Origin of the sequence: Vibrio sp. CDRSL-10 TSBA (assembly GCA_039696685.1) — a bacterium.
In the GTDB taxonomy this organism is placed as follows: Bacteria; Pseudomonadota; Gammaproteobacteria; order Enterobacterales; family Vibrionaceae; genus Vibrio.
This window is the reverse complement of the sequence record CP155566.1, coordinates 2,924,199-2,941,316: the sequence shown is the minus strand read 5'-3', so window position 1 is coordinate 2,941,316 and position 17,118 is coordinate 2,924,199. Positions and strand designations below refer to the sequence as shown.

Annotated in this window: 11 protein-coding genes and 4 pseudogenes; 14 read left to right on the top strand and 1 reads right to left on the bottom strand. The window is 52.7% G+C overall.

Going from position 1 to position 17,118, the window contains the following annotated elements; genetic code table 11:
- Positions 1–71: 71 nt before the first annotated feature.
- The 11 genes and pseudogenes from rpoE to acpS all read left to right on the top strand — a co-directional run bounded on the left by rpoE (position 72) and on the right by acpS (position 9,432).
- Positions 72–644, top strand: a complete 573-nt coding sequence (gene rpoE / locus ABDK09_21310) for an RNA polymerase sigma factor RpoE (protein ID XAW89286.1) — start codon at positions 72–74, stop codon at positions 642–644.
- Positions 645–674: 30 nt separating this feature from the next.
- Positions 675–1,235 carry a sigma-E factor negative regulatory protein gene (locus ABDK09_21305; protein XAW89285.1) on the top strand — a complete coding sequence of 187 codons (561 nt, stop codon included), beginning with the start codon at positions 675–677 and terminating at the stop codon, positions 1,233–1,235.
- A gap of 66 nt (positions 1,236–1,301) precedes the next feature.
- Positions 1,302–2,270 (top strand): sigma-E factor regulatory protein RseB, encoded by a 969-nt coding sequence (gene rseB, locus ABDK09_21300; protein XAW89284.1) that lies wholly within the window; start codon positions 1,302–1,304, stop codon positions 2,268–2,270.
- Positions 2,267–2,746, top strand: coding sequence for a SoxR reducing system RseC family protein (locus ABDK09_21295; protein XAW89283.1), 480 nt, complete (start codon positions 2,267–2,269; stop codon positions 2,744–2,746). The genes rseB and ABDK09_21295 overlap by 4 nt, the downstream gene beginning before the upstream one ends.
- Positions 2,747–3,029: 283 nt before the next feature.
- A complete protein-coding gene (gene lepA, locus ABDK09_21290) occupies positions 3,030–4,823 on the top strand; it encodes a translation elongation factor 4 (GenBank protein ID XAW89282.1) in 1,794 nt (597 codons plus the stop codon).
- A gap of 93 nt (positions 4,824–4,916) precedes the next feature.
- Positions 4,917–5,814, top strand: a pseudogene (gene lepB, locus ABDK09_21285) (signal peptidase I).
- Positions 5,815–5,849: 35 nt separating this feature from the next.
- Positions 5,850–6,527 carry a ribonuclease III gene (rnc, locus tag ABDK09_21280; protein XAW89281.1) on the top strand — a complete coding sequence of 226 codons (678 nt, stop codon included), beginning with the start codon at positions 5,850–5,852 and terminating at the stop codon, positions 6,525–6,527.
- Positions 6,520–7,485 carry a GTPase Era gene (gene era, locus ABDK09_21275; protein XAW89280.1) on the top strand — a complete coding sequence of 322 codons (966 nt, stop codon included), beginning with the start codon at positions 6,520–6,522 and terminating at the stop codon, positions 7,483–7,485. The genes rnc and era overlap by 8 nt, the downstream gene beginning before the upstream one ends.
- A gap of 100 nt (positions 7,486–7,585) precedes the next feature.
- Positions 7,586–8,311, top strand: coding sequence for a DNA repair protein RecO (recO, locus tag ABDK09_21270; GenBank protein XAW89279.1), 726 nt, complete (start codon positions 7,586–7,588; stop codon positions 8,309–8,311).
- Positions 8,308–9,040, top strand: a pseudogene (pdxJ, locus tag ABDK09_21265) (pyridoxine 5'-phosphate synthase). The gene recO and the pseudogene pdxJ overlap by 4 nt, the downstream one beginning before the upstream one ends.
- Before the next feature lie 11 nt (positions 9,041–9,051).
- Entirely contained in the window at positions 9,052–9,432 is a 381-nt protein-coding gene (acpS, locus tag ABDK09_21260; GenBank protein ID XAW90795.1) for a holo-ACP synthase, read from the top strand.
- A 59-nt stretch (positions 9,433–9,491) separates the two neighbouring features.
- Here acpS and barA read toward each other — a convergent pair.
- Positions 9,492–12,292: pseudogene (barA, locus tag ABDK09_21255) on the bottom strand (two-component sensor histidine kinase BarA).
- A 174-nt stretch (positions 12,293–12,466) separates the two neighbouring features.
- Between barA and rlmD the strand changes: the two are divergent.
- The 3 genes and pseudogenes from rlmD (at position 12,467) to mazG (ending at position 17,022) form a co-directional block, all read left to right on the top strand.
- Complete coding sequence (gene rlmD / locus ABDK09_21250; protein XAW89278.1) at positions 12,467–13,789, top strand: 23S rRNA (uracil(1939)-C(5))-methyltransferase RlmD; 1,323 nt, start codon at positions 12,467–12,469, stop codon at positions 13,787–13,789.
- A gap of 62 nt (positions 13,790–13,851) precedes the next feature.
- Positions 13,852–16,078: pseudogene (gene relA / locus ABDK09_21245) on the top strand (GTP diphosphokinase).
- A gap of 134 nt (positions 16,079–16,212) precedes the next feature.
- Complete coding sequence (mazG, locus tag ABDK09_21240; GenBank protein XAW89277.1) at positions 16,213–17,022, top strand: nucleoside triphosphate pyrophosphohydrolase; 810 nt, start codon at positions 16,213–16,215, stop codon at positions 17,020–17,022.
- Positions 17,023–17,118: the final 96 nt, after the last annotated feature.

The window sequence follows — 17,118 nt, the reverse complement described above, 5'->3', positions numbered from 1 at the left end:
GACAGCATTCTGCATAATTAGTGCCCATATCTGAGAAGGTAGGGGAGATAACAATAGGAGTAACCGCTCGAATGAACGAGCAGCTGACCGATCAAGTGTTGATTGAGCGAGTTCAGAATGGCGATAAGCAGGCATTTAACCTTCTGGTGCTGAGATATCAGAACAAAGTATGCAATCTTATCTCCAGGTATGTGAGCAATTCAGGTGATGTAGCCGACGTAGCGCAGGAAGCGTTTATTAAAGCGTATCGGGCGATCCCCACATTTCGTGGCGAAAGTGCCTTCTATACCTGGCTGTACCGTATTGCTGTCAATACCGCGAAAAATCACATCGTGGCGCAAAACCGCCGCCCGCCGGCAAGCGATGTTGATGCTGAAGAAGCTGAATTTTACGAAAGCGGTAACGCGCTTAAAGAAATATCGAACCCAGAAAACATTACGCTGTCCAAAGAGTTAAAGCAGGCGGTGTTTCATGCGATAGAAGCGTTACCTGAAGATTTAAAAACCGCGATGACGTTACGCGAGCTTGATGGCTTGAGTTACGAAGATATCGCAGAAGTCATGGATTGCCCCGTAGGTACGGTGCGTTCTCGTATCTTCCGTGCTCGTGAAGCGGTAGAAAAGAGAATCCGTTCTCTTTTATAGCGCAAACCAGCAAACTTAATGGTGAAAAGAATGGCTGACAAAGAAAAACTTTCAGCGCTCATGGATGGAGAGCTGGTCGATAAGCTGCTAATTCAGGAATTAGCCAGCGACAAGGACAGTCTCGATACGTGGAAGAATTACCACCTGATTGGTGATGTAATGCGTGGCGAGGCACCTGAACGACCAGAGTGGAATATCGCTGAAAGGGTTGCCCTGGCGTTGGAAAACGAACCTGCGCACACCCTGCATCACGCTGCTCATTCCAATATTACCCAGCTTGACCAAGTCCGGATCGAAGAACAGCCGCAGCCGAAACAGGCGCGTCGTCAGCTTCCGGGCTGGTTGTCCCAGTTTGGTCAGGTCGCGGTGGCGGCTTGTGTCTCTTTAGCGGTAATCATTGGTGTTCAACAATATGGCGGCAGTGACAGCGCAGGCGCGCAGGATCAGCAATTGCCTGTACTACAGACCATCCCGTTTTCCGGCAGTGCTGAACCAGTCAGTCTGACCCGTGACTCGATGGAAAGACACAGTTCGGAAGCGAATGTGCAGGAAACAGCGCCGTCGTGTGAATGCTTTGCTGCAAGACTATGAACTTCAATTAAGATTGAATAGTGAGAGCCTGAGCTCTCAATCAGATTCAGTTGAACCGGTAGTTGAATGAAAAAACTTCTGATCAGTGCTCTGGCGCTGTTCAGCTTGAGTGCATCGCCAGTCTTTGCTGAGGATTCTTCAGCAAAGGCTTTGTTGCATCAGATGAACGAAGCCAGTCAGCACCTCAATTACGAGCTGTCCTATATCCTGATTAAGAAAAACAGCATTGAACCTTTGCTGTATCGCCATGCGCGGGAAAAAGACGATCAGCAACTGGCCCATTTGGTTTACCTCAGCGGGCCGGTGCGTGAAGTGATTCGGCGTGGTAATGAGGTCAGTTATGTCGAGCCGGGTGTAGAACCGTTTACCATTGAATCCGGTAACATGGTCGCGCCGACCATTCCGATGCTCAACAGTGATGTGGCTGAGATCAGCCAGTATTACGATTTTGTCAAAGTCGGCCGCGCGCGCGAAGCCGGTACGGCATGTCAGGTACTGCGCGTAGTACCGAAAGACGGGCTGCGTTATTCGTACGTGTTATGGGTTGATGAAAACAGCCACCTGCCGCTGCGCGCCGATTTGGTCGATCGTGACGGAGAAGTACTGGAACAGTACCGCACTATTTCTTATTCTATCAGCGACCAACTGGTGGACATGATGTCCGGTCTGAATAAGGTGCAGTTACCTGAGGTGCTTTCGCTGCCGAAAGGTAACATTGAGGATACTTTCTGGTCAGTCGGCTGGACACCGGAAGGGTTTAAACCTCTCGAGCTTAACCGTTACCGCATGGCAATTACCGAGCGGGTCGTGGAAAGCCAGATGTTCTCAGATGGTCTGTTCAGCTTCTCGGTGTACGTCTCGGACAGTGACAACTTCTCTCTTAAGGGACAATTGGTTCGTCAGGGCCGGCGCACACTGCACAGTTTTGTAAAAGGTAACAACGAAATTTCGGTCGTGGGTGATATCCCGCCGGATACTGCCAAGCGTATTGCGCAGTCTGTGACCTTTAAGGCCCATGAGGAAGCCAAACCATGATGACCGCACTTGCCACCGTGACGGATGTGCACAGCCAGCGAAATGGCTATCACATTGCACTCAGTTGTGAACAAAAAACCAGTTGCAGCAGCTGCGCGTCAGCCAAAAGCTGCGGCACGGGCATTGTTTCCAAAGCGGTAGGCAAAAAGTCGCTGTTGTGGCAACTCGATACCGAGCAAAAAGTCACACCGGGTCAGGTGGTGGAAATCGGTTTTCCGGAAAAAAGTCTGCTCCAGTCGGCGGCACTGGTTTATCTACTGCCGCTGGTCATGATGATCCTTGGTGCCTGGCTTGGTGATGCCTGGCTGGCGCCTGCGCTCGGCGCGGGAGAAGGGGTGACGATTGCCAGCTCGGCACTGTTTATCGGTTTTGGGATTGCCCTCGCTAAGCGCTGGTCGGTTAATCTGGAACGGCGCAGTGCGCAGGAAGTGGTATTGGTCCGGGTTTCTGGGCGAGCCGATTGCTTAGTCGGTTAATGATGCTAGTCCATTAATAACTTTGGTCCGCTAGCAATCTCAGTCTGTTGACAACTTGGGTCTGTTAACAGCCTTGTCTTGGCGGGTATCACTTTGGTGGGCTTAACTTGGGGTGAGCCTGTACCCAGACCTGACTTAGCCTGCCAGGCTCGCGTTCATCTCATCCCAATTTATGATGCGAACCCCAACGAAATTGGGTAGAATCGGCCAACTTGAATGAAATGCCGCCAGCTGCGGTATTTCTTATGTCCTAATTTGCAAAGAGTTTAGTCATCCCAAACCTATGAAGCACATTCGTAACTTTTCGATTATCGCCCACATTGACCATGGCAAATCGACCCTGTCTGACCGTTTGATCCAAGTATGTGGTGGATTAACCGACCGTGAAATGGCCGAACAAGTTCTGGATTCCATGGACCTTGAACGTGAGCGTGGCATCACCATCAAAGCGCAGAGTGTGACTCTCGACTACAAAGCAAAAGATGGCGAAACCTATCAACTGAACTTTATCGACACCCCGGGACACGTTGACTTCTCGTATGAAGTATCGCGTTCACTGGCCGCCTGTGAAGGTGCGCTGCTGGTGGTCGATGCCGGTCAGGGTGTAGAAGCCCAGACTCTGGCTAACTGTTACACCGCGATTGAGATGGATCTGGAAGTTGTGCCAATCCTGAACAAAATCGACCTGCCGGCGGCAGAGCCTGAGCGTGTAGCAGAAGAGATTGAAGACATCGTCGGTATCGATGCTATCGATGCCGTGCGCTGTTCGGCGAAAACCGGCCTCGGCGTTGACGATGTGCTGGAGAAAATCGTCTCTGATATTCCGGCGCCGGTCGGCGACCCGGATGCACCACTGCAAGCTTTGATTATTGACTCCTGGTTCGATAACTATCTGGGTGTGGTTTCTCTGGTCCGGATTAAAAACGGCAAGCTGAAGAAAAACGACAAAATCAAAGTGATGAGTACCGGCCAGGTATGGGGTGTTGACCGTCTGGGTATCTTTACTCCGAAACAAGTCGACACCACTGAACTGGAAACCGGTGAAGTGGGCTGGGTGGTGTGTGGTATCAAAGACATCCTCGGCGCGCCGGTGGGTGATACGCTGACACTGGCCAAAAACGGCTGTGAAAAAGCCCTGCCAGGCTTTAAGAAAGTAAAACCTCAGGTTTACGCGGGTCTGTTCCCGGTATCTTCTGATGATTACGAAGCATTTCGTGATGCGCTGGGCAAACTAAGCCTGAATGACGCGTCACTGTTCTACGAGCCAGAAACGTCTGCGGCACTGGGCTTTGGTTTCCGTTGTGGCTTCCTTGGTATGCTGCACATGGAGATCATCCAAGAGCGTCTTGAGCGCGAGTACGATCTGGATCTGATCACCACCGCACCGACGGTAGTGTATGAAGTGCTGAAAACCGACAACGAAATCATGTACGTTGACAGCCCGGCTAAACTGCCTGCTATCAATGACATCGAAGAAATTCGTGAGCCGATTGCCCGTTGTAACATCCTGGTACCGACCGAGTACCTGGGTAACGTGATTACCCTGTGTGTGGAAAAACGCGGTACACAGGTCGACATGGTGTATCACGGTAATCAGGTCGCCCTGACTTACGATGTGCCTATGGCAGAAGTGGTACTGGATTTCTTCGACCGTCTGAAATCGACTTCGCGTGGTTATGCGTCTCTGGATTACGGCTTCCAGCGCTTTGAAGCGTCAAGCATGGTGCGGGTTGACGTGCTGCTTAACGGCGACAAAGTGGATGCGCTGGCGATCATCACTCACAAAGAGCAGTCCCAGACCCGTGGTCGTCTGCTGGTTGAGAAGATGAAAGAGTTCATTCCGCGCCAGATGTTTGATATCGCGATTCAGGCCGCTATCGGTAACCACATCATCGCCCGTTCAACCGTGAAACAGCTGCGTAAGAACGTACTGGCGAAGTGTTACGGTGGTGACGTGAGTCGTAAGAAGAAGCTGTTGAAGAAACAGAAAGAAGGTAAGAAACGCATGAAGCAAATCGGTAACGTTGAGCTGCCGCAAGAAGCGTTCCTGGCCATTCTGCACGTTGGCAAAGACTAAACCTCGTCAGGTAATGTCTGGTAGATTGCATTAACTCTCAAGTGAAAGGGTCCCGGCTCTTTCACTTTCGTATTTTTTAGATAAGGGAAGTCAATGGCGAATACATTTTCACTCATTCTGGTCATCGTCACGCTTGTGACCGGTGTCATCTGGGCACTGGAGAAGTGGGTATGGGCGAAGAAACGGCACGCGAAAATGGCGCAGCTGCAAAGTGAAACCAATGGTATTGATGCCAGTCTGACTGCCAAAATCAATCCCCAGCCATGGTGGGTAGAAAACTCGGTTTCTATCTTCCCGGTTATCGCTTTTGTCCTGGTGTTGCGCTCATTTATTTTTGAACCGTTTCAGATCCCGTCCGGTTTCTATGATGCCAACCCTGCTGGTCGGCGATTTTATCCTGGTGGAGAAGTACGCTTACGGCCTGAAAGATCCGGTATGGCGCACTCAGCTGCTGGAAACCGGTAAGCCGCAACGTGGCGATGTGGTGGTATTTAAATATCCGAAAAATCCGAGCATCGATTACATCAAGCGTGTGGTTGGTATGCCGGGAGATACGGTGCGTTACAGCAGTACCAAAGAGGTGTGTATCCAGCCGCAGGGGCAGTCGCAATGTAAGCCGGTCAAACTGTCTAACGTGGTGGAAAGTGAATTTATTCAGAATAATGTACCGCTGATCAAGCTCGACGAGCAGTTAGGTGAGGTGCAGCACAGCATTCTGATTAATCCGCTGCGCATTGACAACGTCAACGAGTATGAACCGCGTCACGGCGTGAATGAGTGGGTGGTTCCGCAGGGGCACTATTTTGTCATGGGTGATAACCGCGACAACAGTGCTGACAGCCGTTACTGGGGCTTTGTGCCAGAGCAGAACTTAGTCGGTAAAGCGGTGGCAATCTGGATCAGTTTTGAGTTTGAACGCTCAGCTGACAGTGTATTACCAGCGTGGATCCCAACCGGTGTGCGTTTCAATCGCATCGGTGGCATTAACTAGGTCGGCGCATGCCGGCCACAACACATCGAGAGAGCATGAATTCTCCAATTAGCAGATTAGAAACTAAGCTCGGGTATCAGTTTAATGATCCCGAGTTTATCGCCCTGGCGCTGACTCACCGCAGCGCCAACGGTAAACATAATGAACGTCTTGAGTTTCTGGGCGATTCAATTTTAAGTTTTGTCATTGCTGACGATCTTTACCATCGTTTCCCGAAAGTAAACGAAGGCGACATGAGCCGTATGCGTGCCACTCTGGTGCGTGGTAATACGCTGGCAGAACTGGGTCGTGAATTCGACTTAGGAGATTACTTAAAATTAGGTCCAGGCGAGTTGAAGAGTGGCGGTTTCCGTCGTGATTCAATTCTGGCCGATGCCGTGGAAGCCATCATAGGCGCGATTTACCTCGATAGTGATATCGAAGTTGTGCGCGGTATTGTGCTGAGCTGGTATCAGTCCCGCTTGGATGCGATCAAACCGGGTGTTTCCCAGAAAGACCCGAAAACGCGCCTGCAAGAGTTCCTGCAGGGCAGAAGAAAACCGCTGCCTGTCTACACAGTGACTAATATTAAAGGTGAAGCACACAATCAGGAGTTTACTGTGGCGTGTGACGTAGCAGGCATCGGACAGCCTGTGATCGGTAAAGGAACCAGCCGCCGCAAGGCAGAACAAGCGGCTGCGGAAACGGCACTAGAGCAATTAAGCAATGGCTGAGCAAGAATTTGATATTGATGCGTTCTTCGCATCGAGCGGTGAGCCAACCAGTTCACCAGACAACCAACACTGTGGTTTTATCGCCATCGTTGGCCGCCCGAACGTGGGTAAATCGACCCTGCTGAATAACCTGCTGGGTCAGAAGATTTCAATCACCTCGCGTAAGCCGCAGACTACGCGTCACCGTATCATGGGTGTCGAGACGGAAGGCGATTACCAGGCGATTTTCGTCGATACGCCGGGGCTGCACATCGAAGAGAAACGCGCCATCAACCGCCTGATGAACCGTGCTGCCAGCAGCTCACTGAGTGACGTGAACCTGGTACTGTTCGTGGTGGAAGGGACGCACTGGACTGATGATGACGAAATGGTACTGACCAAGCTGAGAAATGCGAATTTCCCGGTGGTGCTGTGTGTCAACAAAGTCGACAACGTTAAAGACCGTAATGACGTGATGCTGCACATGCAGGAGCTGTCAAAGCTGATGGATTTTGTTGATGTGGTGCCGATTTCGGCCAAGCACAGCAAAAACATTGATGTGCTGCGTAAACATGTGCGCGCGCATCTGCCAAAAGCGGTGCACCACTTTCCGGAAGAGTATGTGACGGACCGTTCACAGCGTTTCATGGCGTCAGAGATCATTCGTGAGAAACTGATGCGTTTTACCGGTGACGAACTGCCTTATTCGGTCACGGTGGAAATCGAACGTTTCGATTACAACCCGGACAACGACGGTTTCCATATCAACGCCCTGATCCTGGTCGAACGTATCGGCCAGAAGAAAATGGTGATTGGTAACAAGGGTGAAAAGATCAAAACCATCGGCCGTGAAGCCCGCCTCGATATGGAGGAGCTGTTCGGACGTAAGGTGTATCTGGAAACCTGGGTGAAAGTGAAATCCGGTTGGGCCGACGATGAACGTGCACTGCGTTCACTCGGTTACATCGACGACCTGTAATGGTTTCTGCACTGGCTCCTTTGGGAGCTAGTGTGCTCTTATCCTGTCTTATTCATAAGCTCCCGCGCATCTGTTCGCGATTTCAGAGGGTTGACCACCAATGTCAGAGGGTTTACAACGCTGTTTTGTCCTTCACCGACGTCCTTACAGTGAGTCGAGCCTGATTCTGGATGTGTTCAGCGAAGAATATGGCCGCCTGACCCTGATCGCCAAAGGCGCGCGCAGTAAACGTTCGAATCTTAAAGGCGCGCTGCAGCCGTTTACTCCCTTACTGCTGAAATGGTCCGGCAACAGCTCGATGAAAACGCTGCGCCAGGCAGAAGCCATCAGTCTGGGCCTGCCTTTGCACGGCATTCATCTCTACTCTGCGATGTATGTCAACGAGCTGATTGGCCGCGTGCTGGCACCGGAAGTACCGTTTCCTGGTTTATTCCATGACTATCTGCTGGTCCTGACCGAACTGGCGCAGAGTGATAACCCGGAGCCGGCGCTGCGCCGCTTTGAACTCGCGCTGCTGTCCAATATGGGCTACGGCGTCGATTTTCTCCATTGTGCCGGCAGCGGTGAGCCGGTCGACCCTGATATGACGTATCGTTATCGCGAGCAAAAAGGCTTTATTGCTTCAGTGCGGCGCGATAATCTGACTTTTGCCGGTAATGAGCTGATTGCCATCAGTGAGCGGCGCTTTACCACCAAAGAGCAGCTGCAGGCGGCAAAACGCTTTACACGCATTGCCTTAAAGCCGTATCTTGGCGGCAAACCTTTAAAAAGCCGGGAGTTGTTTCGGCAAGTCCTTCAACCCAGAGCACGGAGTATAGGAAAATGAGCTCAATTCTTTTAGGTGTGAATATCGACCACGTCGCCACTTTACGTAACGCGCGCGGCACCAAGTACCCGGATCCTGTCCATGCCGCTGAGATCGCAGAAACGCGCCGGCGCGGATGGCATCACCATTCACCTGCGAGAAGATCGTCGCCATATCCTTGACCGTGATGTGCGCATTCTGCGTGAAACGATTCAGACCCGTATGAACCTGGAGATGGCAGTCACGGATGAAATGGTTGAGATTGCGCTGCAAACCCAGCCGGAGTTTGTCTGTCTGGTGCCGGAGAAGCGGGAAGAGCTGACCACTGAAGGTGGCCTGAACGTGGTGGGTCAGCTGGAAAAAGTCAAAGCAGCGACTCACAAGCTGAGCCAGGCCGGGATCAAAGTATCGCTGTTTATCGATGCTGATCGCGAACAGATTGATGCTGCCAAGGCGTGTGGTGCGCCGTTTATCGAGCTGCACACCGGCCATTATGCCGATGCACAAAACGAAGCTGAGCAGCAGAGCGAACTGAAGAAAATCGCAGCTGCCGCAAGCTATGCAGCCGATCAGGGTATCACGGTGAATGCCGGTCACGGCCTGACTTACCACAACGTCGCCGCGATCGCTGCCATTCCGGCAATTTATGAACTCAACATCGGCCACTCGATCATCGGGCGTGCGGTGTTTGATGGCCTGGCAAAAGCTGTCGCGGATATGAAAGCCGTGATGGAAGCTGCGCGTCGTTAATTTCCGGACGGATTATGATTGTCGGTTTAGGAACGGATATAGCGGAAATTGCGCGCATCGAGCAGGTGCTGGCCCGCAGCGGGGCGGCATTTGCGGCGCGCATTCTGACGCCGCAGGAGCTGGAATTATTCGCGGCGCGCAAACAGCAGGGCCGTTTTCTTGCTAAGCGTTTTGCTGCCAAAGAAGCTGCATCGAAAGCGCTCGGAACCGGGATTGCCGGCGGGGTCAGTTTCCAGGATTTCATCATCAGTAATGATGCGCTGGGTAAACCGGTGCTGAGCCTGCAGGGTAAAGCCGCCGAGCTGGCAGCGGGTGCAGGCGTCACCGCGCTCCATCTGTCGATTTCTGATGAGCGTCACTACGCGGTTGCGACCGTTATTCTTGAATCCTGATCTGAACGCTGCTGAGCGGAGACTAAAAAAGAGGTGCCTTTGGCACCTCTTTTGGTTTGTCAGCCCTGCTGCAGATAAGGCTGGGCGGTGACAGTCACTTTTTCCATCTCGTCCTGCAACTCGAACAGCTCGGGTTCGACGTCACTGATGCCGGCCCCGGAGCGCAGAGTCTGCTCCAGTGTCGCACACACTTTCTTGAGGCGCGGTACGCCACTGTAAGAGCAGCTGCCGTGCAGTTTGTGCACATGATGCAGCAGGTCGGCAATCGGGTACTCGTCATCCTGCAACGCCATATCGATCACCTGGTTGACTTCCGGAATTGAGTCAACCAGCATGCCTAACATCTCACGCGCCAGATCTTCTTTGTTCGCGGCCTGTTTGAGTGCGGCCTGCCAGTCGACAATGATGTTATTGTGCTGCGCTTCGCCTGCGGCCGGCTGAGTCGCCTGTTCAAACGCCGTCGGATCCGGCAAATCGAGCTTATGTACGTTTTGCAACAGGGAATCCGGGCTCCAGTGCACCAGAAACCTGCTGCAGAATATGCTCCTCAATCGGTTTGGTCAGGTAGTCGTCCATACCGGCTTTGAGCAGGCGATCACGCTCACCAGGCATGGCATGCGCAGTGACGGCAATAACCGGTGTGGCCTGGTTGAGTTCAATCTGTTTGATCTCTTTACAGGCTGTTACTCCGTCCATGTGCGGCATCTGAATGTCCATCAGGATAATATCGAAATGACGCTGGCGTGCCTGATCAATCGCACTCTGGCCATTGTCACAGGCGACCACACTGTCGACCCGCTCCTGCAGCAGAGCGGTGATCAGTTTCAGGTTGGCCGGGTTATCATCGACCGCCATCACGGTCAGCGGCAGCTTGTCTTCATGCACCACCGGCAGTGGCAGCGGGGCTTCAATCACGGCAGGCTGATGGGCAATCAGGGTCTGCAGCAGCTTCTTACGCGACAGCGGCTTGGTGATACATTGCACCGGATACTGTTTCATCAGCTGATCGGCCAGCGCCAGCTCGGTACTCGGTGTACCTATGATCACGTGTGACGTCATCGCCGTGGCGCGTTGTACCCACTGATGAACCAGTTCCAGATTGGTCTCTTTGCTTGGCGACAGGTTAAGCAGGACATAATCGAAATGATCCGATTCTTCCGGCATGGCTGAGCGGTAGGTCACCGCAACTCCGGCCTGAACCAGTTGTTGCTGCACAATCGAGGCAGCCTGCATATTGGGCTCAACCAGCAGCAGCTGTTTGGTGCTCAGCACTTGCGGATCAAGCCAGTCGCTCATCGGCATATCGGTGATGTGCAGGCGCAGGGTGAACCAGAAAGTGGACCCTTGATGCAGGCGGCTGGTGAGACTGATCTCGCCGCCCATCTGGCTGACCAGTTTTTGGGTGATGACCAGCCCCAGACCGGTACCGCCATAACGACGTGAAATGCTGGCGTCAGCCTGACTGAACGCCTGGAACAGCTGGGCCTGCTGGCGTTCGGAAATACCGATACCGGTATCGCGCACCATAAACTGCAGCTCGACCAGATCGTCACGCTGAGAGCGCATTTCGACGCTGATATCGATATTACCGCGTTCGGTAAATTTGATGGAGTTACCGACCAGGTTGGTCAGTACCTGCTGGATCCGCAGCGGGTCGCCGACTAGACCGGCCGGGATCTTCGGATCCACTTTGAGGGTGATTTCCAGCCCTTTTTCATGGGCGCTGGTGGCCTGCAGGTTGACCACTTCTTCCAGCGTTTCCTGGAACTCGAACGGAATGTTTTCCAGTGCCAGTTTACCCGCTTCCAGTTTGGAGAAGTCGAGAATGTCGTTGATGATTTTCAGCAGGTTGTTGGCCGATTTCTCAATCGTCTGCAAGTAGTCAGCCTGGCTATTGGTGAGCTGGGTTTTTAGCATCTGACGGGTAAAGCCGATCACGCCGTTGAGCGGGGTACGCAGTTCATGGGACATATTGGCCAGGAACTCTGACTTGACCCGCGCCGCTTCCTGGGCACGTTTTTTAGCGATGTCCAGTTCGACGTTCTGGATCTCCAATTGCTCCAGGGTTTCGCGCAGGTCTGACGTTGCCTGGTCGATACTGTGTTGCATCTCGACATGGTATTCCGACAGCGACACGGCCATCGCGTTGATCCCTTTTTTGAGCGAATCAAGTTCGCCGTGCATGGTGCCTTCTATCCGCACATCGAGGTGACCGCGGCGGATACGATCGACCATGTTTTTCATATGCGTGATTGGTCGGGTGACGTCATGCATCAGGCGGAACGCGAATACTCCGGACAGGATCAAGCCCATGATCAACACCAGACAGGCGGAAAAAATTTCCTGATATTGCTGCAGACGCAGTGAGGAGAGATCGAGCTCAATCGCGATGTAGCCAAGCACTGGTGTGGACTGGGCGTTGAGCGAATCTTCCACCAGGCGGCTTTCGGCCAGAATCGGCGTGCGCAGGATCAGGGTGTTGTCGTCCAGTTTCCGAACTGCTCAGAACCGGGATCGGTTCATTTTTCGGATACATCAGCGCTTCGAAATTGGGATGAAAGTTGGAGGTGACAAACAGTTCATGCCGGGCATCAAACACGGCAATACTGCGCACAAACTTAGAGTTTTTGCGATGCGCATAGCTGATGATGCGGCGCACTGATTCGCGGCTCTGGTTTTTCAGCGCCTCTTCACTGGCGATCGCCAGCGGCTCGATGATGCTGGCACCGGCATTTTGTACCTGGGTCTCCAAATCGTGATAACGGTTAAAGGAGAATAATGCGCTAAGCAGCAGCCCGATTATCAGAGTCGGGGCTAAAGTAAGAGTAATTACGCGCGCACGTAAGCCATATCTGGTCATTATTGTCTAAACATCGTGGTGTGGATATGGGAAAATACCCGGCAAAAATGATTGGCGGATTTTTCGGAATAGCGGTTAGCTTAATTCAAGTACGGCAGCTTCGACAATCTTCCCCGGGCAGAATAGTGATTCCGGGGTAAAAACCTTCTTATAAATCACACTTGGGCACAGAGCATGGCACGTTTTTTCCAACCGAAGAAAAAGACCACACTTAATCAGAAACATCAGGCGGTCAGTGTGACCAAGCTGGATCACCAGGGCGCAGGGATCGCTTTTCAGGATAACAAGCCGGTGTTTATCGACGGTGCTTTGCCGGGTGAAGAGGTGCTGATGCAGCTCACGGAGAGCAAAAGTAAATTTGCCCGGGCCAAGCTGATTAAAGTGCTGAAACCGAGTGGTGAGCGGGTCGAGCCTTTCTGCCCGCACTATGGCGAATGCGGCGGCTGCGATTTACAGCATCTGGCGCACAGCGCGCAAATTGAACATAAACAGCAAGCGCTGAGTCAACTGATGGCAAAGTTTGCCGGTCAGACCCTTGCACTCTCCGCCCCGGTTTGTTGTGATGACCAGGGCTACCGCCGCCGTGCGCGCCTTAGCCTGCTGTGGGATAAAAAATCCTCCCGGCTGCAGTTTGGTTTCCGCCGCAAACAGAGCAAAAATATTGTCACTGTGACTGACTGCGCAGTGCTTGAGCCGACCCTGAATGCTTTGCTGCCTGAGCTGAAAACCCTGTTGAGTGGTTTTGCCCGCCTGGATCAGCTCGGTCATGTTGAACTGGTAAAAGGTGACAACACCCGCGTGCTGGTGCTGCGTCATCTAGCGCCACTGGCGAAGGCCGACATGGCTGCGCTGAGCGACTTTGCTGAGCAGCACGCTCTGACCCTGTATCTGATGCCGGCCAGTGATGAGCTGAACCTGATATGCGGCCCTGAGGCTGAGTATCTCGAAGCCGGGGTGACGATTCCGTTCTTACCAAGTCATTTTATTCAGGTCAATCAGCAGGTTAACCAGGCGATGGTCAAGCAGGCCCTGAGCTGGCTGGATGTGCAGCCGCAAGACCGGGTGCTGGATCTGTTTTGTGGCCTCGGCAACTTCAGCCTGCCGCTGGCCAAGCTTGCCAAAGAGGTGGTCGGGGTTGAAGGTGTGGATGATATGGTACGTCATGCGCAAAGCAATGCCGCCCGCAACCAGATTAGCAATGCGGACTTTTATCAGGCTAATTTGGAACAAGATATGACGAATGAGGCGTGGGCAGGGGAAAAATTTGCTAAAGTACTGCTCGACCCGGCACGAGCGGGGGCAGCCGGCATTGTCGATCAGTTGGCCCGACTTGGCGCCCAGCGTGTGGTTTACGTCTCGTGTAATCCTGCTACGCTTGCTCGTGACAGTCAAAGCTTGCTGAGTCAGGGATACCAGTTGGTAAAACTGGGTATGCTGGATATGTTTCCGCATACCAGTCACCTCGAATCCATGGCTCTGTTTGTAAAAAATCGGTAAGTGGTGTTCTCGCGATAGCGGCAGAACACCCGACCACAAAATATAACTATTAGGATAATCTCATGGTTGCGGTACGTAGCGCACACTTAAACCCAGACGAACAGTTTGAGCTAGAAAAATGGATTTCTAGTTTACAACAAGAGCCCAAAACGGCGGCCAGACTGACCGAAGTGTATCGCCAGTGCGAACACTTGCTGGTGGGTAATCCGCGCGGGCATCTGCTGCTGTGGCGTGGTCGCGAAATGATTGAAATACTGAGCACGCTGTCAATGGACAGACCTACGCTGATAGCGGCTCTGTTATTCCCTATCGCGACCAGCGGCTTACTGGATCGCGAAGAAACTGGAAGAGCATGCCGGCAAAGAGATCGTCAAGCTGATTCACGGCGTGGAAGAAATGGCGGCGATTGGCCAGCTCAATATCACCATGCAAGGCAGTGAGGCTTCGGCTCAGGTCGACAACGTACGCCGCATGTTGCTGGCCATGGTGGATGACTTCCGCTGCGTGGTCATCAAGCTGGCTGAACGTATCTGCAACCTGCGGGAAGTGAAAGACCAGCCGGATGAAGTGCGCCGCACTGCCGCAAAAGAGTGTGCCAATATCTACGCACCGCTGGCCAACCGGTTAGGTATCGGTCAGTTGAAGTGGGAAATTGAAGACTACGCTTTCCGCTACCAGCAACCGGATACCTACAAGCAGATTGCGAAACAGCTTTCTGAGCGCCGTATTGTACGTGAGCAGTATATCCGTGATTTCGTTGATGACCTGCGTCAGGAGATGAAAGCCTCCAGCATCAACGCCGAAGTGAGCGGTCGTCCTAAACATATCTACAGCATCTGGCGCAAGATGCAGAAGAAAAACCTGGCGTTTGATGAACTGTTTGATGTGCGCGCGGTGCGCATCATCGCCGACAAACTGCAGGACTGCTACGCCGCACTGGGCGTGGTGCACACGAAATACAAACACCTGCCGAGCGAGTTTGATGACTATGTCGCGAACCCGAAACCCAATGGTTACCAGTCGATCCATACGGTGATTCTGGGCCCGGAAGGCAAAACCATCGAAATCCAGATCCGTACCAAGCAGATGCACGAAGAGTCAGAGCTTGGTGTGGCGGCACACTGGAAATACAAAGAAGGCAGCGGCGGTGGTCGCAGCGGCTATGATGAGAAAATCACCTGGCTGCGTAAACTGCTTGACTGGCAGGAAGAGATGTCCGATTCCGGTGAAATGCTGGATGAACTGCGCAGTCAGGTGTTTGATGATCGTGTGTACGCCTTTACTCCGCGTGGTGATGTGGTCGATCTGCCGATGGGCGCGACGCCGCTTGATTTTGCTTACCACATTCATTCGGAAGTGGGCCATCGCTGTATCGGTGCTAAAGTGGCCGGCCGTATCGTGCCGTTTACTCATAAACTGCATATGGGCGATCAGGTGGAAATCATCACCGCCAAAGAGCCGAATCCGTCCCGTGACTGGCTGAACCCGTCGCTGGGCTTTGTTCATTCCGGCCGCGCGCGGGCGAAGATCAACGCCTGGTTCCGCAAGCAGAGCCGCGAAAAGAACCTGGAAGCCGGGCGCGAGATCCTCGAAACCGAACTGGCCAAAATCGGTGCGACGTTAAAAGATGCCGAAGCGTATGCGCTGAAACGTTTTAACGTCAACACTGCCGATGAGCTGTATGTCGGTGTCGGCAGCGGTGACCTGCGGATTAACCAGATTGTTAACCACATTAATGCGCTGGTAAACAAACCCACTGCCGAGGAAGAAGACAAGCTGGCGCTGGAAAAACTGCAGGTTGGTGAAAGCAAAGTCGCGCACGCTCACCATCGTCCGCACAAAGATGCGGTGGTGGTGGAAGGGGTCGATAACCTGATGACTCATCTGGCGCGTTGTTGTCAGCCGATCCCGGGCGATATCATCAAGGGATATATTACCCAGGGACGCGGTATTTCCGTGCACCGCAGTGACTGCGAGCAGCTCGAAGAGCTCAGCCATCACGCCCCGGAGCGCATCATAGATACGGTATGGGGGCGCGGCTTTGTCGGCACCTATTACCTGACTCTGCGCGTCGAAGCGATGGAGCGCAGCGGTCTGCTGAAAGACATCACGACCTTGCTGACCAACGAGAAAGTGAAAGTGACCACCATGAAAAGCCGCAGTGATTACAAGCGTCAGATGGTGGTGATGGACTTTGAGCTCGAACTGAACAGTGTTGAAGTGCTGGAGCGTGTGTCGAAGCGGATTGAACAGATCAAAGATGTGATGCTGGTGAAACGCCTCGGCTGACAGGCTGATGAGCTAAATCAGTCTCAGACATTGAAGGCGAGTGGTGATGCTGCTCGCCTTTATTATTTGTTAAAGAAATCGTTGGTCAAGGACATAGTTGATCAAGAAAATATTTTATCAAGGAAATGCCTCATATGAGCCATCCAATCGAACAGCTTGAACGCATCATGGCCAGCCTGCGCGATCCGCACAGTGGCTGCCCGTGGGATAAGGAACAGACTTTTGACAGTGTTGTGCCGCACACCATTGAGGAAACGTTTGAAGTGGTGGATGCGATTCACCAGCAGGACTGGCCGAACCTCAAAGAAGAGCTGGGCGATCTGCTGTTTCAGGTGATTTTTTACAGCCAGCTCGCCAAAGAGCAGGGCTTGTTTGAATTCAATGATGTGGTCGACGGCGTTAACGAGAAGCTGACCCGCCGCCATCCGCATGTGTTCGGCGATGCCAGTTTCTCCACAGAGCAAGAGCTGAATGCCAACTGGGAAGCGCAGAAAGCGCAGGAAAAAGCCCGGGCGGGCAAAAGCGAGCAAAGTATTCTAGACTCAATACCACAATCGCTGCCGGCCCTGTCTCAGGCCAATAAAATTCAGAAAAAATGCGCCAAATATGGTTTTGACTGGCCGACGCTCGGCCCGGTGGTTGCCAAGGTGCATGAAGAGATTGATGAAGTAATGGCGGAAGCACTGCATGTCGATATTGATGAGCAGAAAGTGGAAGAAGAGCTGGGCGATCTGCTGTTTGCTACCGTCAATTTGGCGCGTCATCTGGGTAAGGATCCGGAAGTGGCGCTGCGTAAAGCCAACCACAAGTTTGTGCGCCGTTTTAAGGGCGTAGAAGCTCAGGTGGCCGGGCAGGGCAAACAGCTGCAACAGTGTTCATTGCAAGAGCTGGACGCGATGTGGGATGAAGTAAAAAAGCAGGAAAAAACGACTGACGGGCGATGATTCAGTCAATTTACAGCGAGGAAATTGCCACGAAACGAAATCCTGTTCAGTCAGTTTGATTTGAAGCAAAAAATAAAAAACTGAGTGTGATAGATT

Excerpts from the sequence above, each read along its gene's own strand:
- rpoE (XAW89286.1), top strand. The coding sequence starts at position 72 with ATGAACGAGCAGCTGACCGATCAAGTGTTGATTGAGCGAGTTCAGAAT.
- ABDK09_21305 (XAW89285.1), top strand. The coding sequence starts at position 675 with ATGGCTGACAAAGAAAAACTTTCAGCGCTCATGGATGGAGAGCTGGTC.
- rseB (XAW89284.1), top strand. The coding sequence starts at position 1,302 with ATGAAAAAACTTCTGATCAGTGCTCTGGCGCTGTTCAGCTTGAGTGCA.
- ABDK09_21295 (XAW89283.1), top strand. The coding sequence starts at position 2,267 with ATGATGACCGCACTTGCCACCGTGACGGATGTGCACAGCCAGCGAAAT.
- lepA (XAW89282.1), top strand. The coding sequence starts at position 3,030 with ATGAAGCACATTCGTAACTTTTCGATTATCGCCCACATTGACCATGGC.
- rnc (XAW89281.1), top strand. The coding sequence starts at position 5,850 with ATGAATTCTCCAATTAGCAGATTAGAAACTAAGCTCGGGTATCAGTTT.
- era (XAW89280.1), top strand. The coding sequence starts at position 6,520 with ATGGCTGAGCAAGAATTTGATATTGATGCGTTCTTCGCATCGAGCGGT.
- recO (XAW89279.1), top strand. The coding sequence starts at position 7,586 with ATGTCAGAGGGTTTACAACGCTGTTTTGTCCTTCACCGACGTCCTTAC.
- rlmD (XAW89278.1), top strand. The coding sequence starts at position 12,467 with ATGGCACGTTTTTTCCAACCGAAGAAAAAGACCACACTTAATCAGAAA.
- mazG (XAW89277.1), top strand. The coding sequence starts at position 16,213 with ATGAGCCATCCAATCGAACAGCTTGAACGCATCATGGCCAGCCTGCGC.